Source organism: Pseudomonas sp. Sample_21 (assembly GCF_004307525.1).
Lineage (GTDB): Bacteria > Pseudomonadota > Gammaproteobacteria > Pseudomonadales > Pseudomonadaceae > Aquipseudomonas > Aquipseudomonas atacamensis.
The window spans coordinates 1-18171 of the sequence record NZ_RCNZ01000141.1; the positions used below are offsets into that span (position 1 = coordinate 1).

16 protein-coding genes and 1 pseudogene are annotated in these 18171 nt (G+C 59.8%); 9 read left to right on the forward strand and 8 right to left on the reverse strand.

Going from position 1 to position 18171, the window contains the following annotated elements; translation table 11 throughout:
- A pseudogene (locus D8U71_RS27465) lies at positions 1 to 290 on the reverse strand (energy transducer TonB); the annotation flags it as partial.
- 1073 nt (positions 291 to 1363) lie between these two features.
- On the opposite strand from D8U71_RS27465, the gene D8U71_RS27470 reads away from it, so the two are divergent.
- The gene (locus D8U71_RS27470; RefSeq protein ID WP_073471360.1) at positions 1364 to 1987 is read left to right on the forward strand and encodes a glutathione S-transferase N-terminal domain-containing protein; all 624 of its coding nucleotides are present in this window, start codon (positions 1364 to 1366) and stop codon (positions 1985 to 1987) included.
- A 178-nt stretch (positions 1988 to 2165) separates the two neighbouring features.
- Here the strand turns inward: D8U71_RS27470 and D8U71_RS27480 are convergent, their stop codons facing one another.
- A complete protein-coding gene (locus tag D8U71_RS27480; protein ID WP_130889157.1) occupies positions 2166 to 2606 on the reverse strand; it encodes a CBS domain-containing protein in 441 nt (146 codons plus the stop codon).
- A gap of 339 nt (positions 2607 to 2945) precedes the next feature.
- On the opposite strand from D8U71_RS27480, the gene D8U71_RS27485 reads away from it, so the two are divergent.
- The gene (locus tag D8U71_RS27485; RefSeq protein WP_177434948.1) at positions 2946 to 5306 is read left to right on the forward strand and encodes a DNA polymerase II; all 2361 of its coding nucleotides are present in this window, start codon (positions 2946 to 2948) and stop codon (positions 5304 to 5306) included.
- Here the strand turns inward: D8U71_RS27485 and D8U71_RS27490 are convergent.
- The 3 genes from D8U71_RS27490 to D8U71_RS27500 all read right to left on the reverse strand — a co-directional run bounded on the left by D8U71_RS27490 (position 5271) and on the right by D8U71_RS27500 (position 8014).
- Complete coding sequence (locus D8U71_RS27490) at positions 5271 to 5741, reverse strand: DUF1810 domain-containing protein (RefSeq protein ID WP_122698472.1); 471 nt, start codon at positions 5739 to 5741, stop codon at positions 5271 to 5273. The genes D8U71_RS27485 and D8U71_RS27490 overlap by 36 nt on opposite strands.
- A 24-nt stretch (positions 5742 to 5765) precedes the next feature.
- Positions 5766 to 6587 carry an aldo/keto reductase gene (locus D8U71_RS27495; protein WP_130889159.1) on the reverse strand — a complete coding sequence of 274 codons (822 nt, stop codon included), beginning with the start codon at positions 6585 to 6587 and terminating at the stop codon, positions 5766 to 5768.
- 278 nt (positions 6588 to 6865) lie between these two features.
- On the reverse strand, positions 6866 to 8014 hold the full coding sequence (locus tag D8U71_RS27500) for an aldose epimerase family protein (RefSeq protein ID WP_122508139.1): 1149 nt from the start codon (positions 8012 to 8014) through the stop codon (positions 6866 to 6868).
- A gap of 245 nt (positions 8015 to 8259) precedes the next feature.
- On the opposite strand from D8U71_RS27500, the gene D8U71_RS27505 reads away from it, so the two are divergent.
- From D8U71_RS27505 to D8U71_RS27525, 5 genes are all read left to right on the forward strand, one after another.
- Positions 8260 to 9009, forward strand: a complete 750-nt coding sequence (locus D8U71_RS27505; protein WP_130889160.1) for a hypothetical protein — start codon at positions 8260 to 8262, stop codon at positions 9007 to 9009.
- A gap of 235 nt (positions 9010 to 9244) precedes the next feature.
- Entirely contained in the window at positions 9245 to 10030 is a 786-nt protein-coding gene (locus tag D8U71_RS27510; protein WP_071172964.1) for a sulfite exporter TauE/SafE family protein, read from the forward strand.
- Positions 10031 to 10216: 186 nt separating this feature from the next.
- Positions 10217 to 10777 (forward strand): DUF4174 domain-containing protein, encoded by a 561-nt coding sequence (locus tag D8U71_RS27515; protein ID WP_130889161.1) that lies wholly within the window; start codon positions 10217 to 10219, stop codon positions 10775 to 10777.
- A gap of 563 nt (positions 10778 to 11340) precedes the next feature.
- Positions 11341 to 11670 (forward strand): DUF6124 family protein, encoded by a 330-nt coding sequence (locus tag D8U71_RS27520; protein ID WP_122603104.1) that lies wholly within the window; start codon positions 11341 to 11343, stop codon positions 11668 to 11670.
- A 16-nt stretch (positions 11671 to 11686) separates the two neighbouring features.
- A complete protein-coding gene (locus tag D8U71_RS27525) occupies positions 11687 to 11953 on the forward strand; it encodes a hypothetical protein (RefSeq protein ID WP_016775363.1) in 267 nt (88 codons plus the stop codon).
- 96 nt (positions 11954 to 12049) lie between these two features.
- On the opposite strand, the gene ampC is transcribed toward D8U71_RS27525, so the two are convergent.
- Entirely contained in the window at positions 12050 to 13216 is a 1167-nt protein-coding gene (gene ampC, locus D8U71_RS27530; RefSeq protein WP_130889162.1) for a class C beta-lactamase, read from the reverse strand.
- 159 nt (positions 13217 to 13375) lie between these two features.
- Between ampC and D8U71_RS27535 the strand changes: the two genes are divergently transcribed.
- On the forward strand, positions 13376 to 14248 hold the full coding sequence (locus D8U71_RS27535; protein WP_125927594.1) for a LysR family transcriptional regulator: 873 nt from the start codon (positions 13376 to 13378) through the stop codon (positions 14246 to 14248).
- Positions 14249 to 14375: 127 nt separating this feature from the next.
- Here the strand turns inward: D8U71_RS27535 and gudD are convergent, their stop codons facing one another.
- Both gudD and D8U71_RS27545 read right to left on the reverse strand, forming a co-directional pair.
- Positions 14376 to 15719, reverse strand: a complete 1344-nt coding sequence (gene gudD / locus D8U71_RS27540) for a glucarate dehydratase (RefSeq protein WP_130889163.1) — start codon at positions 15717 to 15719, stop codon at positions 14376 to 14378.
- Positions 15720 to 15744: 25 nt separating this feature from the next.
- Positions 15745 to 17091, reverse strand: coding sequence for an MFS transporter (locus tag D8U71_RS27545; protein WP_130889164.1), 1347 nt, complete (start codon positions 17089 to 17091; stop codon positions 15745 to 15747).
- A gap of 356 nt (positions 17092 to 17447) precedes the next feature.
- Between D8U71_RS27545 and D8U71_RS27550 the strand changes: the two genes are divergently transcribed.
- The gene (locus tag D8U71_RS27550; protein ID WP_130889165.1) at positions 17448 to 18161 is read left to right on the forward strand and encodes a FadR/GntR family transcriptional regulator; all 714 of its coding nucleotides are present in this window, start codon (positions 17448 to 17450) and stop codon (positions 18159 to 18161) included.
- The last annotated feature ends 10 nt before the right edge of the window (positions 18162 to 18171 follow it).

Here is an 18171-nt window from a genome sequence, read left to right on the forward strand (position 1 = left end):
GGTGGTGGTTCCGGTGTTGGCGGGGCCGGAGGCGTCGGGCTGGTCAGCTCGACGGTCATTTCCGGGATTTCCGGCGGCGTCGGCAGTGGCTCCGGACGCGCCTGATGGAAGAACCACCACGCGCCGCCGTGTATCAGCGCCGACACGGCGATCAGCAAGAGCATCTGTGGTTTGTTCAACCCGCCGGGTCGTGACGTATTGGCTGTAAACGCCGGCCTGCCCGTTGCCGGCGAGACCGGCGCTTGCTGCAACGGCCCCGGCAGGGTTTTGTGCTTTACCGCATCGTTCATTAAAGCTCCCTCGGGTCAGATGAAGGGCAATAAGGTGCCGTCCGAACATCTGGCTGATGTTCGAGTGAGTAGGTGTAACTTTCTTCAGAGGTGTACGCGGGCCGATAGTCGGACTATCTGTTTAAACGGCCTCGAACAAACTTAGTGGCTTAGTAGCATCTATATCGATTGTTCATTATCCATTCCGTGGCTTGTTGTTGTGTGGAGACGTGAGCCGTCTCAGGTTTGTTACAGTTTGCAACAGGTGTGCCAGAAGTTGCTGAAACCGGTTGAACGCAAATCTTCGGTGTTACTGATGTCGCATTTATATAAGTTTCAGTTTCGCCCACTGTTTATTCGGCGCGAAGCGGTCCTCAAGTCCTCGCAGAAGGGCTTTTTCCAGAGCGAGTCAGCGGGAACGCTGTATCACGCCAATCGACGGGATAGAGCGGCTGCTCGGTGATCAGGCTTAGCACCTATCGGTGCGTAGCGAATCGATTTGGTGCAGGTCAGTCATTCAGCGGCTCACGGGACAAGTTCCTTATTTTGATTCTGGAGTTTTGGTTAACTGCATCACATTCGGGCGTGCGCTTTTGGTGCAACTTCAATGACGGAAAGTCATTGTTCGACAATCTTGTTGTTGTGCCTTTTATTAATTGCCGTATTTAAAAAATAAATAACACTCGGCGCCCGGCGATTGCTTGATCGCCAGGCACGCAAAGTGTGCATTGGGTTTCAGGTAATAAAGGAGAAACGCGCCAGGCTGAATAGGCTCGGCTGAACTTGGGTCTGGATTTGCGAGTGAGTGGGGTATGTCGTACGGCGGAGCATTTGAAGATTCACGGGTGAACTCCTTATTGCCAGCTCGGACAGGCGAACTTTTGGTTCGCTGTCGCACCTTACAAGAACGCGGATAGCGTTCGATGAATGCTCTTGGTGCGGGATGGGCACCGCCAGCGCTGATTGGCGAAGGTTGATTTCGCAAGTCGGCAGTGCATGGGAAAAACGTGCCAATCACGACACATTTGCAGAATTTTCTACGTCAGGCCAGCCAGCCATCTACCCTGTGCAAAGGCCTTATCGGGGGAACGGACATGTACCAGCTCTACGGGCACAAGAATTCCGGCGCGGCTGCCATCGAGGCGGCACTGGAGTTGTGCCAGATCGCCTATCGCTTCATTGATACCGAAGCCAGCGCCGAGGCCGACGAGGCGCTGGGCAAACTCAATCCGTTGAAACAGATACCAACCTTGCAACTGCCGGACGGCAGCGCCATGACCGAAAGTGCGGCGATCCTGATTCACCTGGGCCTGACGTTTCCCAAGTCCGGCCTGCTGCCGAGCAAGGCAGCCGATCGTGATCAGGCGATTCGCGGTCTCGCCTATATCGTCAGCAATTGCTATGCGGCGGTCGGCATCATCGATTACCCCGAACGCTGGCTGAGCACGCCCGACGAGAGCGCACGGCAAAACCTGATCGCCGGCACGCGCCAGCGCTTGCACTTCAGTTGGGAGGTGTTTGCCGATCAGTTTTCCGGGGAGCTGTATCTGGATGACGAAACGCCCGGCGCGCTGGATGTGCTGGCGGCCGTGGTAAGCCGCTGGGCCGGCAGCCGCGAACACCTGCGCCAGACCCGCCCGGGCTTTTATGCGTGGCTGCAAAGGATCGACCGGCACCCGGTGCTGGCACCGGTGTTTGAGCGGCATTGGCCGGCCTGACGGGCGAGATCGTTCCCACGCTCTGCGTGGGAATGCCTCAACGGACGCTCCGCGTTCGGCTTTAGAGGGACGCGGAGCGTCCCGGGCTGCATTCCCACGCAGAGCGTGGGAACGATCATCACTGACTTGGCGCATTCGTGAGCAGGCTCGCTCCCACAAGGGGATCACGGCGGTGGGCTCACTCCCCGCGAATGTACTGCTCCAGCTGTTTGATCAGCTCGGCCTGTTCGGCAATCGCCTCTTTCACTAGGTCGCCGATCGACAACAGGCCGATCAACTGGCCCTCCTCGACCACCGGCAAGTGGCGCAGGCGTTTGTCCGACATGATGCCCAGGCAGGTGTCGACGGTTTGTCGGGTATCCACGGTGATCACGTCCTTGACCATGATGTCGCGCACTGGCGTACCGACCGAAGAGCGCCCGTGCAGCACCAGTTTGCGTGCATAGTCACGCTCGCTGATGATGCCGACCACTTTGTCGTCTTCGACCACCAGCAAGGCGCCGACGTTTTTCTCGGCCATCTTCATCAGCGCTTCGAGCACCATGTGATCGGGGTTGATCTGGTGCACTTCCTGATTTTTCTGATCTTTGAGCTTGAGCAGTTGGGCGACGGTCTTCATGGCGGTTACTCAGGTGTTGTCGTTGTTCATCAAGCATCGTAGACGCAGCCGCGCAGAGCAAGGTGGCAAAGCGGCAGTTAGCGTGCAAAAAACGCCATTTGCCGGAAAAAACATCTTTGTATCGGTAAATGAAGCGCCTGTGGCTAGGGGATTTATCTGTAACAAGGGGTGGTATCTGTGGCAGAGGATTTATCTGTGGCGAGGGGATTTATCCCCGCTGGCCTGCGCAGCAGGCCCTTTCATTAAAAGCGGGGCCGCTTCGCGGCCAGCGGGGATAAATCCCCTCGCCACAGATCCTGCGTAGAATGGCGCTCTGATTGAAACGTTGAGGTCGCAGTGGTGGATTTACAGCAGGGCTTCGTTCTGACCCGGCATTGGCGCGATACGCCGGCCGGCACCGAAGTCGAGTTCTGGCTGGCAACGGACGCCGGGCCGCGCCGCGTGCGTCTGGCGCATCAGCCGTCGGTCGCATTTATTCCCGCCGCACAGCGAGAAGCAGCCGAGCGTCTGCTGCACGATGAAAAGAATGTGGAACTGCGACCGTTGGCCTTGCTCGATTTTCAGCATCGTCCGGTGCTCGGTCTGTATTGCCAGCAGCATGGCCAGTTGATGCGCCTCGAAACCGCGCTCAACCGCGCCGGCGTCGACGTCTTTGAAGCCGACGTCCGCCCGCCGGAACGCTATCTGATGGAGCGCTTCATCACCGCGCCGGTGCTGTTTGGCGGCACCCCGGATGCTGACGGCGTACTGATCAACGCCCAGCTGAAACCCGACCCCGATTACCGGCCGAAACTGCGCTTGGTCTCACTCGACATCGAAACCACCGAAAACGGCGAGCTGTATTCCATCGCGCTGGAAGGCTGTGGCGAGCGCCAGGTGTACATGCTCGGCGCGCCGAACGGCGACGCGAGCATTGTCGATTTCGACCTCGAGTACTGCGATTCGCGCACGCTCATTCTGAAGAAGCTCAACGACTGGTTCGCCCGCCACGACCCCGACGCAATCATTGGCTGGAACGTCGTGCAGTTCGATTTGCGCATCCTCCATGAACATGCGCGGCGTCTCGGCGTGCCGCTGAAGATCGGTCGTGGCGGCGAGGAAATGCAGTGGCGCGAGCACGGCAGCCGCAATCACTACTTCGCCTCGGCAGCGGGGCGGCTGATCATCGATGGCATCGAGTCGTTGCGTTCGGCGACCTGGAGTTTTCCCTCGTTCAGCCTGGAAAACGTCGCGCAGACGCTGCTCGGCGAAGGCAAGGCGATCAACAATCCGTACCAGCGCATGGACGAGATCAATCGCATGTTCGCCGAAGACAAACCGGCGCTGGCCAAATACAACCTCAAGGACTGCGAGCTGGTCACGCGAATCTTCGCCAAGACCGAACTGCTGACGTTTTTGCTCGAACGCGCCAGCGTTACCGGACTGCCGGCCGACCGCAGCGGCGGTTCGGTTGCCGCGTTCACCCATTTGTACATGCCGTTGATGCATCGCCAGGGCTTTGTTGCACCCAATCTGGGCACCAATCCACCGCAGGCCAGCCCCGGCGGTTTTGTCATGGATTCGCGGCCGGGGCTTTACGAATCGGTGTTGGTGCTCGATTACAAAAGCCTCTACCCGTCGATCATTCGCACCTTTCTGATCGACCCGGTGGGTTTGATCGAGGGCCTGCAACACCCGGACGACGCTGACTCGGTAGCGGGTTTTCGTGGCGCACGCTTCTCGCGCACCCGCCATTGCCTGCCGTCCATCGTGGCGCGAGTGGCCGAAGGGCGCGAAACCGCCAAACGCGAGCACAACGCGCCGCTGTCCCAGGCGCTGAAAATCATCATGAACGCCTTCTACGGCGTGCTCGGCTCCAGCGGTTGCCGTTTTTTCGATACCCGACTGGCCTCGTCGATCACCTTGCGCGGCCACGAAATCATGCTGCGCACCCGGCAGTTGATCGAAGAGCAGGGCCATGCGGTGATTTACGGCGACACCGATTCAACCTTCGTCTGGCTGCGCCGCCTGCACGGTCAGGAAGAGGCGGCGCAGATCGGCCATGCGCTGGTCAAACACGTCAACGATTGGTGGCGCGCGCATGTGCGCGAGGAATACGGGCTGGAAAGCGCGCTGGAATTGCAGTTCGAGATTCACTACAAGCGCTTCCTGATGCCGACGATTCGCGGCGCGGAGGAGGGCAGCAAGAAGCGCTACGCCGGCCTCGTCACCCGCGCCGATGGCAGCGAGGAAATGGTCTACAAAGGCCTGGAAACCGTGCGCACCGACTGGTCGCTGCTGGCGCGGCAGTTTCAGCAAGAACTGTATGAGCGGATCTTCCAGCGCAAGCCGTACCAGGATTACGTCCGCGATTACGTGCGCAAGACCCTCGCCGGCGAGTTCGACGATCGGCTGATCTACCGCAAACGTCTGCGCCGCACTCTCGACGATTACGAACGCAACGTGCCGCCCCACGTCCGCGCCGCGCGGCTCGCCGATGACTACAACGCCGAGCAGGGTCGGCCCCGGCAGTATCAGAACGGCGGCTGGATCAGTTACGTCATCACCTTGGCCGGCCCGGAGCCGCTGGAGGTACGCCGCGCCGCCATCGACTACGACCACTACATCACGCGACAGCTGCAACCGGTGGCGGATGCGATTCTGCCGTTTGTCGACGACGACTTCTCAACCCTGATCGGTGGGCAACTGGGCCTGTTTTGAGTCGAGCAGTTGCAGCGTCCATTCATCGAGAATGCCGTGGAAGTAACGCTCCAGCGCCTGATGGAACAGACTGTCCTCGGCGCTGAACTGGGCAAACAGGGTCATCGAAGAATGAAATTTCAGGTCATCGGGATGGCCGAAAATTTCTGCAATCGAGCGCTGCGGCACATTCAGCACCAGTTGCGTGCAGGTGCGCAGCCGCGCCCCGAGCAGCTCGTGGGCCAGATAGGCCTGGGCTTCCTCGGCTGAACCGATGGCGAAGCGGCGGGCCATTTCGCTGCCGCCCAATCCGGCGAACTGCGGAAAGACGAACCACATCCAGTGGCTGCGCTTGCGGCCTGTCTCGAGTTCACGCTGGACCCGTTCGAACACCGGATCCTGTGCCTGGACAAAACGTTGCAGGTTGTACGGGTCGTGCAGATCTGTGCTTCTCATGGCGAAGCCCTCGCGGTCGGCAGCTCAGACCATCGCCAGCCGCTGCTTGCGTTGAGGCGCCGGGAACACCTTGTCCAGCGCCGCCAGATCCCCGGCGTCCAGGTGCAACCGGGCCGCCTCGGCATTGAGTTGTACATGCTCGGGGCGCACAGCCTTGGGAATCGCAATCACGCCGTCCTGACGCAGGAGCCACGCCAGTGAAATCTGCGCCGGGGTGGCGTTGTAGCGCCTGGCAATGTCTTGCAGAACCGGCTCGGCGAGCATCGCGCCGCCCTGGCCGATCGGACAGTACGCCATCAACGGCAGGCGCTGGTGTTGGCACCACGGCAGCAGATCAAATTCGATGCCGCGCTCTTCGAGGTTGTACAGCACCTGATTGGTGGCGCAGGCCGAGCTGGACAGTTCTTCGAGGTCGTCGACATCGAAATTCGACACGCCCCAACGGCTGATCTTGCCGTCCTCGCGCAGGCGTTCGAAGGCTTCGACGGTTTCCTCCAGCGGATACTGACCGCGCCAGTGCAGCAGATACAGATCGATGTAGTCGGTGCCGAGCCGACGCAAACTGCGCTCGCAGGCTTGCGGGATGCCCTGGCGGCTGGCGTTGTGCGGGTAGACCTTGCTGACCAGAAAGACTTGATCGCGCAGACCGGCAATGGCTTCGCCGACCACCGTTTCGGCGCCGCCCTCGGCGTACATCTCAGCGGTATCGATCAGGCTCATGCCGAGCTCGATGCCGGTGCGCAGCGCCGCCACTTCACGGCTGTGCGCCGAACGATCCTCGCCCATGCGCCAGGTGCCCTGGCCAATCACGGGAACCTGCACGCCGGCCAACTCAAGGGTATGCATTCAAACCTCCTGCCTTAAAGAGTCGATATCTTTAGTGGGCAGCAGGATAGAGCAAGGGTTCCCGGAAGGAAGGGGGAGTCAAGGATGAAACCGGATCAATTGTGGTCAGGAGATCTTGTGGCGGGGATTTGTGGCGAGGGGATTTATCCCCGCTGGGCTGCGAAGCAGCCCCAAAAACCTGCAATAGAACGCTGTCTGATACAACGCGTGTTGCAGGATCGGGGCTGCTTCGCATCCCAACGGGGATGAATCCCCTCGCCACAGGGGAGCATGGCAGGTTACTTGGCGGAGAACTTCAGTATCACGCTGTGGGCATAGGTCTGCCCCGGATCAAGCCGCGTGCTTGGGAAGTCCGGCTGGTTCGGCGAATCCGGGTAGTGCTGGGTCTCGAGGGTGAATGCGCCCCAGTGTGGATAGACCTTGCCGCCCTTGCCCTTGACCGTGCCGTCGAGGAAGTTGCTGGTGTAGAACTGCACGCCCGGCTCGCTGGTGAACAGTTGCAGGACGCGTCCGGATTGCGGGTCGCTGACTTCGGTAGCGAGCTTGCTGACATCGCCCTTGGTGTCCAGCGCCCAGTTGAAATCGAAGCCGCCCTGTTTCGGCTCGGCGAATTTCAGCTGCGGATGATCAGCCTTGATGTGCGTGCCGATCGCCGTCGGTTTGCTGAAGTCCATCGGCGTACCGGCGACAGGCGCCAGCTCCCCGGTCGGGATCAGTTTGGCGGTGACCGGCGTGTAATGGCTGGAGTTGATCATGGCGACTTGCTTGAGAATATCGCCATTGCCGGCGCCGGCCAGGTTGAAGTAACTGTGGTTGGTCAGGTTGAGCACGGTCGGCTTGTCAGTGCTGGCCTTGTAGTCGATGCGCAGTTCGTTGTTGTCGGTCAGGCGATAGGTGACTTCGGTGGTCAGATTGCCCGGGAAGCCCATCTCGCCGTCGGCCGACAGGTAGGTCAGGGTTACGCCCACCGAATCCTTGTCCTTGGTTTCCCTGGCCTTCCAGACTTTCTTGTCGAAACCTTCGGGGCCGCCGTGCAGGGCGTTGGATTTGTCGTTCTGCGGCACTTGATAGCGCTTGCCATCGAGTTCGAAAGCACCTTCGGCCAGGCGGTTGCCGAAGCGGCCGATGGTCGCGCCGAAGTACGCGGTGCCTTTCTGATAGCCCTGCACATCGTCAAAACCCAAGACGACGTCGTCGAACTTGCCGTGTTTGTCAGCGACTTTCAGCGCTTGCAGGGTCGCGCCGTAGGTGATGACGGTGGCTTGCATGCCGTGGCTATTGCGCAGGATGTACTGTTCGACAGGCGTGCCGTCATTGGTTTTGCCGAAGGCTTTGTGTTCGGCGGTCAGGCCCGCCGCGTTGGCGGAAAGGGTAGCGATCATCAGGGACAGTCCGAGGCCGGAGAGCAGGTGACGGGATTGAAGCATGGTTGACCTTCCTTTTTGTTGTTGTTTTGAGAAAACGCAATTAGTCAGGCTATTGAATATTTCGCAGAAGATTTATAGCGGATTTACCGCTGTTGGCAAATATAAAGTCCGACTAATTGATGTGGCGAAAAGCGCCGAAGGTCGGCTCACCGCCAAGGCACTGCACTTTTTCGCAATCGGCGGCTCTATGCATGGCCAGGATGCGGTGACTCCCGCCGCACAGGAATGTGCCTGTCCGAGACTTCATGCCGAGTGTTTTTGCCCTGATCACCGCCGCTCACCGCCGCCCGTGCCTGCTGCTGGCCTGCCTGTTGTCGCTGTTGCTCAGCGGCTGCAGCCACCAGAACGGCAATGGATTTTTCAATCAGATACGTGAAGGGCAGCCGCAGGAATTTCTGCAGACCAGCGTCGACCGTATGGCCACCCTGGCGATGCGCGACAACCTCGACAGTCTCTATCGATTGATGGGCAAACTTTACCTGCGCAACCCGGAAGAACTGCGCAAATCCGGTTTCCTCACCATCAACGCCGCCGTGAAACAGGTGCGTCTCGCTGTCGAGCAACAGCAGCCGTTGCCCGTGCTGGGCGGGCGCAAGGACCTGGCGGCGCTGAGCTATGCGATGAGTCCGGAATTCCTCGGCGACCGCGTCGGCGCGTTCATCTATGCGATCGGCAGCATGCTGGTCACCGCCCACGGCAATCGCACCGAGTTCTACATGACCGACGCGATCAACCCGACGTTCGTGCACAACGCCGCGCGCAACATCGAAAAAGCCATGTGGATTTTGTCGCAACGACAAAACAAGGAAGGCCAGCCGCTGCTGTTCTCCAACGAAATCTCGGAGGAGGGCAGCAACCTCAGCTTCGCCACCGAATTCAGCAAAATCGTCGCGCGCCTGGACCTGCTCACGCAGATGCTCGATGAGCGCTATCGCAGGATCGGCCTGAATTACGCGCAGAGCCTGCTGTTTCTGAATTTCTTGCCGGTGCAGTGAGCCTTGCAGGTTTGCTGTGGCGCAAAGATCCACTGTGGGAGCGAGCCTGCTCGCGAATGCGTTGTGTCATTCAACTCATCGGTCGGCTGACACCCCCTTCGCGAGCAGGCTCGCTCCCACAGAGATCTGCGGTGAATTCGATATGGCATAACGATAGACCGCATCGATATATGTGGTTATAAGAAAAATCGCTATGCTGCGGGCCAGATTTTCCTGTCGTTTTCTGGACGTTTGAATGGAATTGGCAAATTTCGGCCTGGTGATTGCCGGGCTGGTGGTTGGGTTTATCGTAGGCATGACCGGTGTCGGCGGCGGTTCGTTGATGACGCCGATTCTGCTGTGGTTCGGCATCAACCCGGCGACGGCGGTGGGTACCGATCTGCTGTACGCTGCGATCACCAAATCCAGCGGCGTCCTCGTTCACAGGAAGAACAAGAACATCGACTGGGCGATCACCGGCTGGCTGACCCTCGGCAGCGTGCCAGCCGTGGCCATGACCCTGTGGTTCCTCAGCACCCTGCACACCGCGCCGGACGCGATGAACGCCATCATCAAACAGGCGCTCGGCTTCGTCCTCTTCGCCACTGCCCTGGCAATCTTCTTCAAGAAACGCTTGCTCGAATTCGCCCACAAACGCGCCGGCGGCAACTACAACCCGAGCGGTTCGCGGCTTAACGTGATGACGGTGATCACCGGTCTGATCCTCGGCACCATGGTCGCCCTGACCTCGATTGGCGCCGGCGCACTGGGCACCGTCGCCTTGTTCATCCTCTACCCGCTACTGCCAACCCGCCGCCTGGTCGGCACCGAAATCGCCCACGCCGTACCCCTGACCCTCGTCGCCGGCCTCGGCCACGCAAGCATGGGCAACATGGATTGGGGCGTGCTGGGCTTCCTGCTGATGGGCTCGCTGCCCGGCATCTGGCTCGGCAGCCACCTGACCGGACGCATCTCCGACGAAGTCCTGCGCCCGTGCCTGGCGACGATGCTGGTTTTGATTGGTTATAAGTTGGCGTTCTGAGTCAGCCTGGAGCAAACACTTCCAATGCAGCGGCCGTAGGGATGTGCCAATGATCGCTTGCGTCATGTTGCGCAAAGTTCTCCCTGACCTAAGCTTCTGACAGGGCAATGCCTTTTTGCCAGACGCCGCCGGAACAATCGCCACGATGCGCAATCAGTAGTGCGTGGATATCAAAAGGAGATGCGCATGCTCATCAGGTCCCTGACCCTGACCCTCTTGCTGGCAGTCGCCGGCCCCTTGTTCGCCGCCGACAGCGATTCACCCCTGGCCGGGGACGTGGGCCGCGCCCGCCCGCTGATCGTGATTGCGCAAAGCACTGTCGACCCGGTGTGGCTGAGCCTGAAGAAGTCGCTGGAAGATCCGGCCAACAAAAAGGGCGTCACCGACCGCAACATCAAGGTCTACACCATCCTCAGCATGTCCGGCCAGCTCGACGGCAAGGACATGGGCCAGCAGGACACCATGGCCCTGCTGCGTTCGCTGAAGCTCGGCGCGGGGGCTTATCCAAAAGTGTTCCTGGTGGGCAAGGACGGCGAAACCAAGCTCTCCGCCTCGGGTGACGAAGCCAAGGCATTGAGCCTGGCGAAAATCTTCGAAACCATCGACGCCATGCCCATGGCCGAAAAAGAAGCCGCCGCTGCGGCCGCCGCACAAACACCTGCCGCCACCGAGCCGGAACCGGCCAAAGGCGCGAAGGGCAGCAAACCGGCGAAACCGAGCAAACCGCCGCAGATGCCGGATGATTGATTGCGCGTTGACTGAATGAAGCAAAATCCCTGTGGGAGCTGGCAAACCAACTCCCACATTTTTTTGTGAAATACACAGTTCAAATGTGGGAGCGAGCCTGCTCGCGAAAGCGGTTTTTCAGGCGCTGAAAGGTGGCTGATCGAGCGCATTCGCGAGCAGGCTCGCTCCCACAAGTCATCTGCTGATCGAAAGTCATTGCAGCATGTGCCTGCCGAAATGTCTGACGCCGACACCCTTCAAACCCAGTGGATTTTTCCTGCAAGACGCGGCGGCCGTGGTGAACTGGTGCGTTGTGACGCAGAGGGATAACCTCTTTTGGCCGCTGAAAAACACAGTGGTCGGATGTGGAAGTCCGGTGATTCCCGAGCGCGCATTGCGCCTGTAGACACATGTTGGTGGTTTTTATGCCAACATTGTTTGCTTATGGCAGCTATGCGCAGGAGCACTCTCGAGTGCACCGGGTTCCTCGGGTTTCCCCGGACTTCCACACCTGCGCAAAGCTGCCACCCTCTCGTGGAAGTGAGTTCGGCAGTTTTTTCTTTAAATGTCCCGAGGGTTTATTTATGAAAAAACACACTCCAAATCCCCCCGAATCCCCCATGGATTCAAGCTCCTTCGACTCCAATAATCCGCGTCTGCGCCACCCCGGCCAACCCGATCCCATCAGCCACGTTTTCACCATTCTCCCCGACATCGACACGGCGACACTGCTGAGCCATGCCTGCGAAACCCTTGCCTCACTGAACGTACTGACCACAGATCTGGCCTGCGAGTTGAGCGGTGCGCAGCGCAGCCTGACGTTGTCGATCCAGCAATTGGCGGTAGTCGGAGAACTGCTGGTCAACCGCGCGCTGGACAATCTCGATTCACCCCCAACGGCGACTCAACATTGAACAGGGAGGTTCTACCATGGCGCGTTACATACCGATCACCGGGATTGACTGCAAAATTCCCTGTGTGCTGATCGACAGCGAAGCCCCCATTGACGTGTTGCACGGCACCGCGGCTTACCGCTTGCGCTGTGTGACGCAGCTGATGGAGAGCCTTTCGCTGGACGAGGGCAAGGGACACGATGCATTGCTGTTGCAGGATTTCGCCCGGGTGCTGGCGATTCCGTTGCGCGATAGCTGTGACTTGATGGATGTCATTGGCTGGCGCTTGCAGGCGCAGCTTTAAGCGCTGAAACGAAAAGATCGCAGCCTGCGGCGGCTCCTACAGGATCGGGTTTTCACTCGGTCAATGGAGCTGCCGCAGGCTGCGATCTTTTGATCTTTATTCGGTCAACTGACTGAAAATCTCATGCGCAATCTTCACCCGTTCGGCATTCGGGTAGTTCTTGTTGGCAAGAATCACAATGCCCATGTCTCGCGACGGCACGAACGCCACATACGCGCCAAAGCCCCGTGTAGAACCGGTCTTATTGAACAGCACATTGGCTGGTTCAGCTTGCGGTGGAGTCAGCCACTCGACTTTGTGCGGCTCCATGGCCATGGGGGTCGAGTTGCCGTTTTGCAGTTTTTCCAGGCTGATCGGGTAGGCGTAGCGCTCCCAGCCCAGGCCCTGGGTCATGTCGCCGACGCGGTAATAACCGATGTGGGTGTTGGCGATGGCTTGGTGCAGATCAGGCGCAAGGCTGGCCGGTTTCAGCTGTGCCTGGACGTAACGCAGCAGGTCGGCGGCGCTGGTTTTGATGCCGTAGGCTTCGGCGTCGAGGGCGCCGGGGCTGGCGCGTACCGGTTGGTCGGCGCTGTCGTAGCCTTGGGCATAAAGCTTCGACTGCGCTGGCGGTACGCTGAGGAAGGTGTGCTGAAGGCCGAGTTTCGGCAGCAGGGTTTGCGTCATTGCCTGGTCGAACGGCTGGCCGAGGCTTTTCGCCGTCAGGTAGCCGAACAGGCCCAGGCTCGGGTTGGAATACAGGCGATGGCTGCCGGCGGGAAACTGCGGTTTCCATTGTTGGTAATAGCCGAGCATCCTGTCGGAAGAATCCGCCTCAGCGGGAAATTGCAGCGGCAGTCCGCCAGCACTGTAGGTGCCCAGTTGCAGCACGCTGATGTTGTCGAAGGCGCTGCCCTTGAGCTCCGGCCAGAGTTGGCTGGCCTTGCTCGACAGGTCGAGTTTGCCTGTGGCCTGGGCGTAACCGGCGAGGGTGGCGGTGAAGGTTTTACTCACCGAGCCGACTTCGAAGAGGGTGTTTTCGCTGACCTTTTGTGCGGTGTCTTTAGCGGCGACCCCGTAGTTAAAGTAATGCGCCTGGCCATTCAGGGTGATCGCTACGGTCAGCCCCGGGATGTTGTTTTGCTGCATCACCGGGGTGACGGCTTGGCTGACCAGTGCCTGCAATTGCGCATCCGTCGGCGTTGCGGCATGACAGGCAACGCTGCCGAAGAACAGTGCGAAAGCGCTGTAGGAAAAGACCTTGCTCGGTTTTAAGGAACACATGATTGAATCACTCTCCATGAGTGTCGATTGGTGTATCCCGCTACACTGCGGGTGATTTTTCATCGGACGGCCGATCAGCGCGGCCAATTTAGGCACTTCGCCGGCCCTCGACAAACGATGAAAACTCGCATGGGCCATTAGAAAAATTTGGGGCAACGCATGATTCGACCGCAACTGCCGCTCAACGCTCTGCGCGCATTTGAAGCCTCGGCACGTCACTTGAGTTTTACCCGTGCTGCCGTCGAGTTGTGCGTGACACAAGCGGCGGTGAGCCATCAGGTCAAAAGCCTGGAAGCGCAACTCAGCCTGACCCTGTTCAAACGCCTGCCCCGTGGGCTGATGCTGACCAGTGAAGGCGAAACCTTGCTGCCGGTACTCAGCACATCATTCGATCATATTGCGCAGATGCTCGAACGTCTGGCCGGTGGGCAGTATCGCGACATGTTGACGGTCGGCGCGGTGGGCACTTTTGCTGTGGGTTGGCTGTTGCCGAGGCTGGCGGACTTTCGGGGGAAACATCCGCTTATAGATTTACGTCTGTCGACCAATAACAACCGGGTGGATGTGGCGGCGGAAGGACTGGATTACGCCATTCGTTTCGGTGCTGGCGCCTGGCATGGCATCGAGGCGACACGCTTGCTCGATGCGCCGTTGTCGGTATTGTGCGTGCCGGAGATTGCCCGGCAACTGCACTCGCCGGCGGACCTGTTGCAGCAGACCTTGCTGCGCTCCTATCGCACCGATGAATGGCCGGAGTGGTTTCACGCAGCGGGCCTGGCGACGCAGGCCGCGCCACCGCAAAGCATCGTGTTCGATTCGTCGCTGGCAATGATGGAAGCCGCATTGCAGGGCGGCGGCGTGGCGTTGGCGCCGCCGCTGATGTTCGCCCGGCAACTGGCGGCTGATGCGATTTGCCAGCCGTTTGCGATCGAGATCACCACCGGCAGTTACTGGCTGACACGGTTGCAGTCGCGAGCGGAAACGGTGGCGATGAAAGCGTTCAAAACCTGGTTGCTGCAAGTTTCTGCCTGACACAAAACCCCCTTGTGGGAGCGAGCCTGCTCGCGAAAGCGGTGTATCAGCGACAGCACTATCGACTGACCTGACGCCTTCGCGAGCAGGCTCGCTCCCACAATTGAAATCAGCGGCGCCTGCTGGATTACCGCACCAGACACGGCCGCTTGTTATCGAATTTCCACCCCGGAATCAGGAACTGCATCGCCACGCTGTCATCCCGCGCGCCGAGGCCCATGCCTTTGTACAGTTCGTGGGCCTTGGCCACTTGATCCATGTCCAGCTCCACACCCAGCCCGGGTTTTTTCGGCACCTGCACGAGACCATCGACAATCTGCAGCGGTGCCTTGGTCAGGCGCTGACCGTCCTGCCAGATCCAGTGGGTGTCGATGGCGGTAATCTCCCCGGGTGCGGCGGCGGCGACGTGGGTGAACATGGCCAGGGAAATATCGAAGTGGTTGTTGGAATGCGAGCCCCAGGTCAGGCCCCACTCGTAGCACATCTGCGCGACGCGTACCGAACCCTGCATGGTCCAGAAGTGCGGGTCGGCCAGCGGGATGTCCACTGACTGCAACTGAATCGCGTGGCCCATTTCGCGCCAGTCGGTGGCGATCATGTTGGTCGCGGTTTTCAGCCCGGTGGCGCGGCGGAATTCAGCCATGACTTCGCGCCCGGAATAACCGTTTTCCGCACCGCACGGGTCTTCGGCGTAGGCGAGTACGTGGTGCTGATCGCGGCACAGACGGATCGCCTCTTTCAGCGACCAGGCGCCGTTCGGGTCGAGGGTGATTCGCGCTTCAGGGAAGCGCTCGGCCAGTGCCGTGACCGCTTCGATTTCGGCATCGCCGCTGAGCACGCCGCCCTTGAGTTTGAAATCCTTGAAACCGTACTTGGCGTGCGCCGCCTCGGCCAGACGCACGACTGCTTCGGCGGTCATGGCTTTCTCGTGGCGCACACGGAACCAGTCGTTGTCGGCGTCCGGTTCGCTGCGATAGGCCAGATCGGTTTCGTGTTGATCGCCGACGTAGAACAGATAACCGAGCATCTTCACTTCGTCGCGTTGCTGACCTTCACCGAGCAGCGCCGCCACTGGCACGTCGAGATGCTGGCCGAGCAGGTCGAGGAGGGCGGCCTCCAGGCCGGTGACCGCGTGAATGGTGATGCGCAGGTCGAATGTTTGCAGGCCGCGGCCGCCGGCATCGCGGTCGGCGAAGGTCTGGCGCACCTGGTTGAGGATCTTCTGGTAGGTGCCGATAGGGCTGCCGACCACCAGATTGCGTGCATCTTCCAGGGTCTGGCGAATGCGCTCGCCACCGGGCACTTCGCCGACGCCGGTGTGGCCGGCGTTGTCCTTGAGGATGACGATGTTACGGGTGAAAAACGGCCCGTGGGCGCCGCTCAGGTTGAGCAGCATGCCGTCGTGACCGGCCACCGGAATGACCTGCATGTCGGTGATGATCGGAGCTTTGGCGCTGTCATTAACAGTCATTGTTGTTTTCCTTGTCGAGACGTAGTCAGGCGTGTTTCGGCGCGGCGTCGGCCACAGCCTTTTCAGCAGCGGGTTTGGGCGTGGTGCGAGCGGCGAGGACGATGATTGCGGCGATGATCGAGGTCGCGGCCAGACCATAGAGGCCGCCCTGAATCGAGCCGGTGTGTTGCTCAAGCAGGCCAAAAGTGGTCGGTGCGACGAAGCCGCCGAGGTTGCCCACCGAGTTGATCAGCGCGATCACTGCCGCCGCGATGCGTGCATCCAGATAAGCCTGGGGAATCGGCCAGAACAGCGACGAGGCGGATTTGAAACCCAGCGCCGCAAAGCAGATCGCGACGAAGGCAAAGATCGGCCCGCCAGTGGTGGACATGAACATCCCCGCTGCCGCGATCAACAGGGCAGTGGCGACCCAAGCTTGTTGATGTTTCCACTTCGCCGACAGCGAGGCGAAGGCGTACATGCCGACGATCGACAGCAACCATGGAATCGAGTTGAACAGGCCGACCTGCACGTCGCTGAGTTCGCCCATCTTCTTGATGATGCTCGGCAGCCAGAAAGTCGCCGCGTAAATGGTCAGCTGAATGAAGAAGTAGATCAGGCAGAACAGAATGATCTGCCGGTCCTTGAGCAGTTTGCCCAGCGACGGCCGGATCGGCGTCGCGGCTTCGCGGGCCTTTTGCTCGTCGTCGATGGCGCTGACCAACGCATCCTGTTCGGCGCGGCTCAGCCATTTCGCGTCGTGGGGTTTGGCATCCAGCCAGAACCAGACAATCACGCACAGGCACACCGAGAACATCCCCTCGATGAAATACATCCATTGCCAGCCGTGCATGCCCAGCCCATTGATCTGCAGGAGCAGGCCGGACAGCGGACCGGAGATCAGCGAGGCCACGGCCGAGCCGCTGAGGAAGATCGCGATCGCCTTGCCGCGCTCAACGCCTGGCAGCCAACGGGTGAAGTAATAAATCACCCCGGGAAAGAACCCGGCCTCGGCGACACCGAGCAGGAAACGCAGAATATAGAAGTGGGTTTCGTTCTGGATGAAGGCCATGCAGGCCGCGACTATGCCCCAGGTGAACATGATGCGGGTCAGCCAGATCCGCGCGCCTACTTTTTGCAGAAGCATGTTGGACGGCACTTCGAACAGCGCGTAACCGATAAAGAACAGCCCGGCGCCGAAGCCATAGGCGGCAGCACCGATGCCCAGATCGGTTTCCATGTGGGTGCGGACGAAGCCGATGTTCACCCGGTCAATGTAATTGACGATGAACATGATCACGAAGAGCGGCAGGACGTGGCGTTTGACTTTGGAGATGGCTGAGGCGAGCGTCGGGTCGACGCTGTCCTGCATCCCGGAGACGGAGGTTTTCACTGATGTTTTCTCCCACTGATTATTTTTATGCGGGTAGGACTGAGTGCTGCGTTGTTGATAGACATCATACAACTGTGGTTTTTTGTCCTACAAGTGGGGAGGGGCGATTAAATTCTTCTGATTGTTCGGTTTCTTATGCGAAAACAGGATCTAAGCCCGTATTTATTGATTGTTGAGCCAGTCGAGCGGAGCGCATTTTTGATATGTGAATGGTGATGCGTGATGGCTGGCTATCGAAAATATTCGATGTAATTGAGTGTTGTCATACAAGTTGATGGCCCGTCGACCGCTAAAATCCATCTCAACCGTCATCCCGCAGTGCTACGATCGGCAAGCCCCGATCACCGGAACCGATCATGCAAGAAGACCTCGACGCGCCCGCGCGCAAACGCACGCACAACCTCGCTCATGACCTGGTGGAAAAGCTCACCCAGAGCATCCTGCTCGGACAACTGTCGCCCGGTGACAAGCTACCGTCGGAGAACTCCATCGTGCAGGAGCACGGGGTCAGCCGCACGGTGGTGCGCGAGGCGATCTCCAAGTTGCAGGCCTCGGGGCTGGTCGAGACGCGCCATGGTATCGGTACTTTCGTGATCGAGCGCGCCGCGGAGCAGGGCCTGCGCCTGAACGTCGATACGGCGCTCGGTGTGCGCAGCATTCTCGAATTGCGCATGGGCCTGGAGACGCAAGCGGCGGCGCTGGCGGCGCAGCGGCGCAGTGAGCAGCAGGTGCAGCAGATGCGTCAGGCGCTGGATGACTATCAACGGCTGCTGGCGAACAACGACAGTTGCGTGGAAGCCGATCGGCGTTTTCATCTGCTGATCGCCGAGGCCACCGGCAACGCTTGTTTCAGCGAGATCATGCAGCACCTGGGCAGTGCGATGATCCCGCGCAATCGCCTGAATGCCGCCGAGCGCGGCGCGGCGGATCTGAGCAAGCTCGGGTACTTGGCCAATCTGGAACACGAGGCGATTCTGAATGCGATCAAGCGTCAGGACGCCGATGCCGCCCGCGCCGCGATGTGGCTGCACCTGACCAACAGTCGTGATCGCTTTATCGCCCAAGGCTGATGCCGCTGGT

What these genes read in the sequence shown, in the direction of transcription:
- gudD (WP_130889163.1), bottom strand. Translation starts at nt 15,719, where the DNA reads ATGACTGTTAATGACAGCGCCAAAGCTCCGATCATCACCGACATGCAG.
- D8U71_RS27535 (WP_125927594.1), top strand. Translation starts at nt 13,376, where the DNA reads ATGATTCGACCGCAACTGCCGCTCAACGCTCTGCGCGCATTTGAAGCC.
- D8U71_RS27470 (WP_073471360.1), top strand. Translation starts at nt 1,364, where the DNA reads ATGTACCAGCTCTACGGGCACAAGAATTCCGGCGCGGCTGCCATCGAG.
- D8U71_RS27505 (WP_130889160.1), top strand. Translation starts at nt 8,260, where the DNA reads ATGCCGAGTGTTTTTGCCCTGATCACCGCCGCTCACCGCCGCCCGTGC.
- D8U71_RS27490 (WP_122698472.1), bottom strand. Translation starts at nt 5,741, where the DNA reads ATGAGAAGCACAGATCTGCACGACCCGTACAACCTGCAACGTTTTGTC.
- D8U71_RS27520 (WP_122603104.1), top strand. Translation starts at nt 11,341, where the DNA reads ATGAAAAAACACACTCCAAATCCCCCCGAATCCCCCATGGATTCAAGC.
- D8U71_RS27550 (WP_130889165.1), top strand. Translation starts at nt 17,448, where the DNA reads ATGCAAGAAGACCTCGACGCGCCCGCGCGCAAACGCACGCACAACCTC.
- D8U71_RS27480 (WP_130889157.1), bottom strand. Translation starts at nt 2,606, where the DNA reads ATGAAGACCGTCGCCCAACTGCTCAAGCTCAAAGATCAGAAAAATCAG.
- D8U71_RS27500 (WP_122508139.1), bottom strand. Translation starts at nt 8,014, where the DNA reads ATGCTTCAATCCCGTCACCTGCTCTCCGGCCTCGGACTGTCCCTGATG.
- D8U71_RS27525 (WP_016775363.1), top strand. Translation starts at nt 11,687, where the DNA reads ATGGCGCGTTACATACCGATCACCGGGATTGACTGCAAAATTCCCTGT.
- D8U71_RS27515 (WP_130889161.1), top strand. Translation starts at nt 10,217, where the DNA reads ATGCTCATCAGGTCCCTGACCCTGACCCTCTTGCTGGCAGTCGCCGGC.
- ampC (WP_130889162.1), bottom strand. Translation starts at nt 13,216, where the DNA reads ATGTGTTCCTTAAAACCGAGCAAGGTCTTTTCCTACAGCGCTTTCGCA.
- D8U71_RS27510 (WP_071172964.1), top strand. Translation starts at nt 9,245, where the DNA reads ATGGAATTGGCAAATTTCGGCCTGGTGATTGCCGGGCTGGTGGTTGGG.
- D8U71_RS27495 (WP_130889159.1), bottom strand. Translation starts at nt 6,587, where the DNA reads ATGCATACCCTTGAGTTGGCCGGCGTGCAGGTTCCCGTGATTGGCCAG.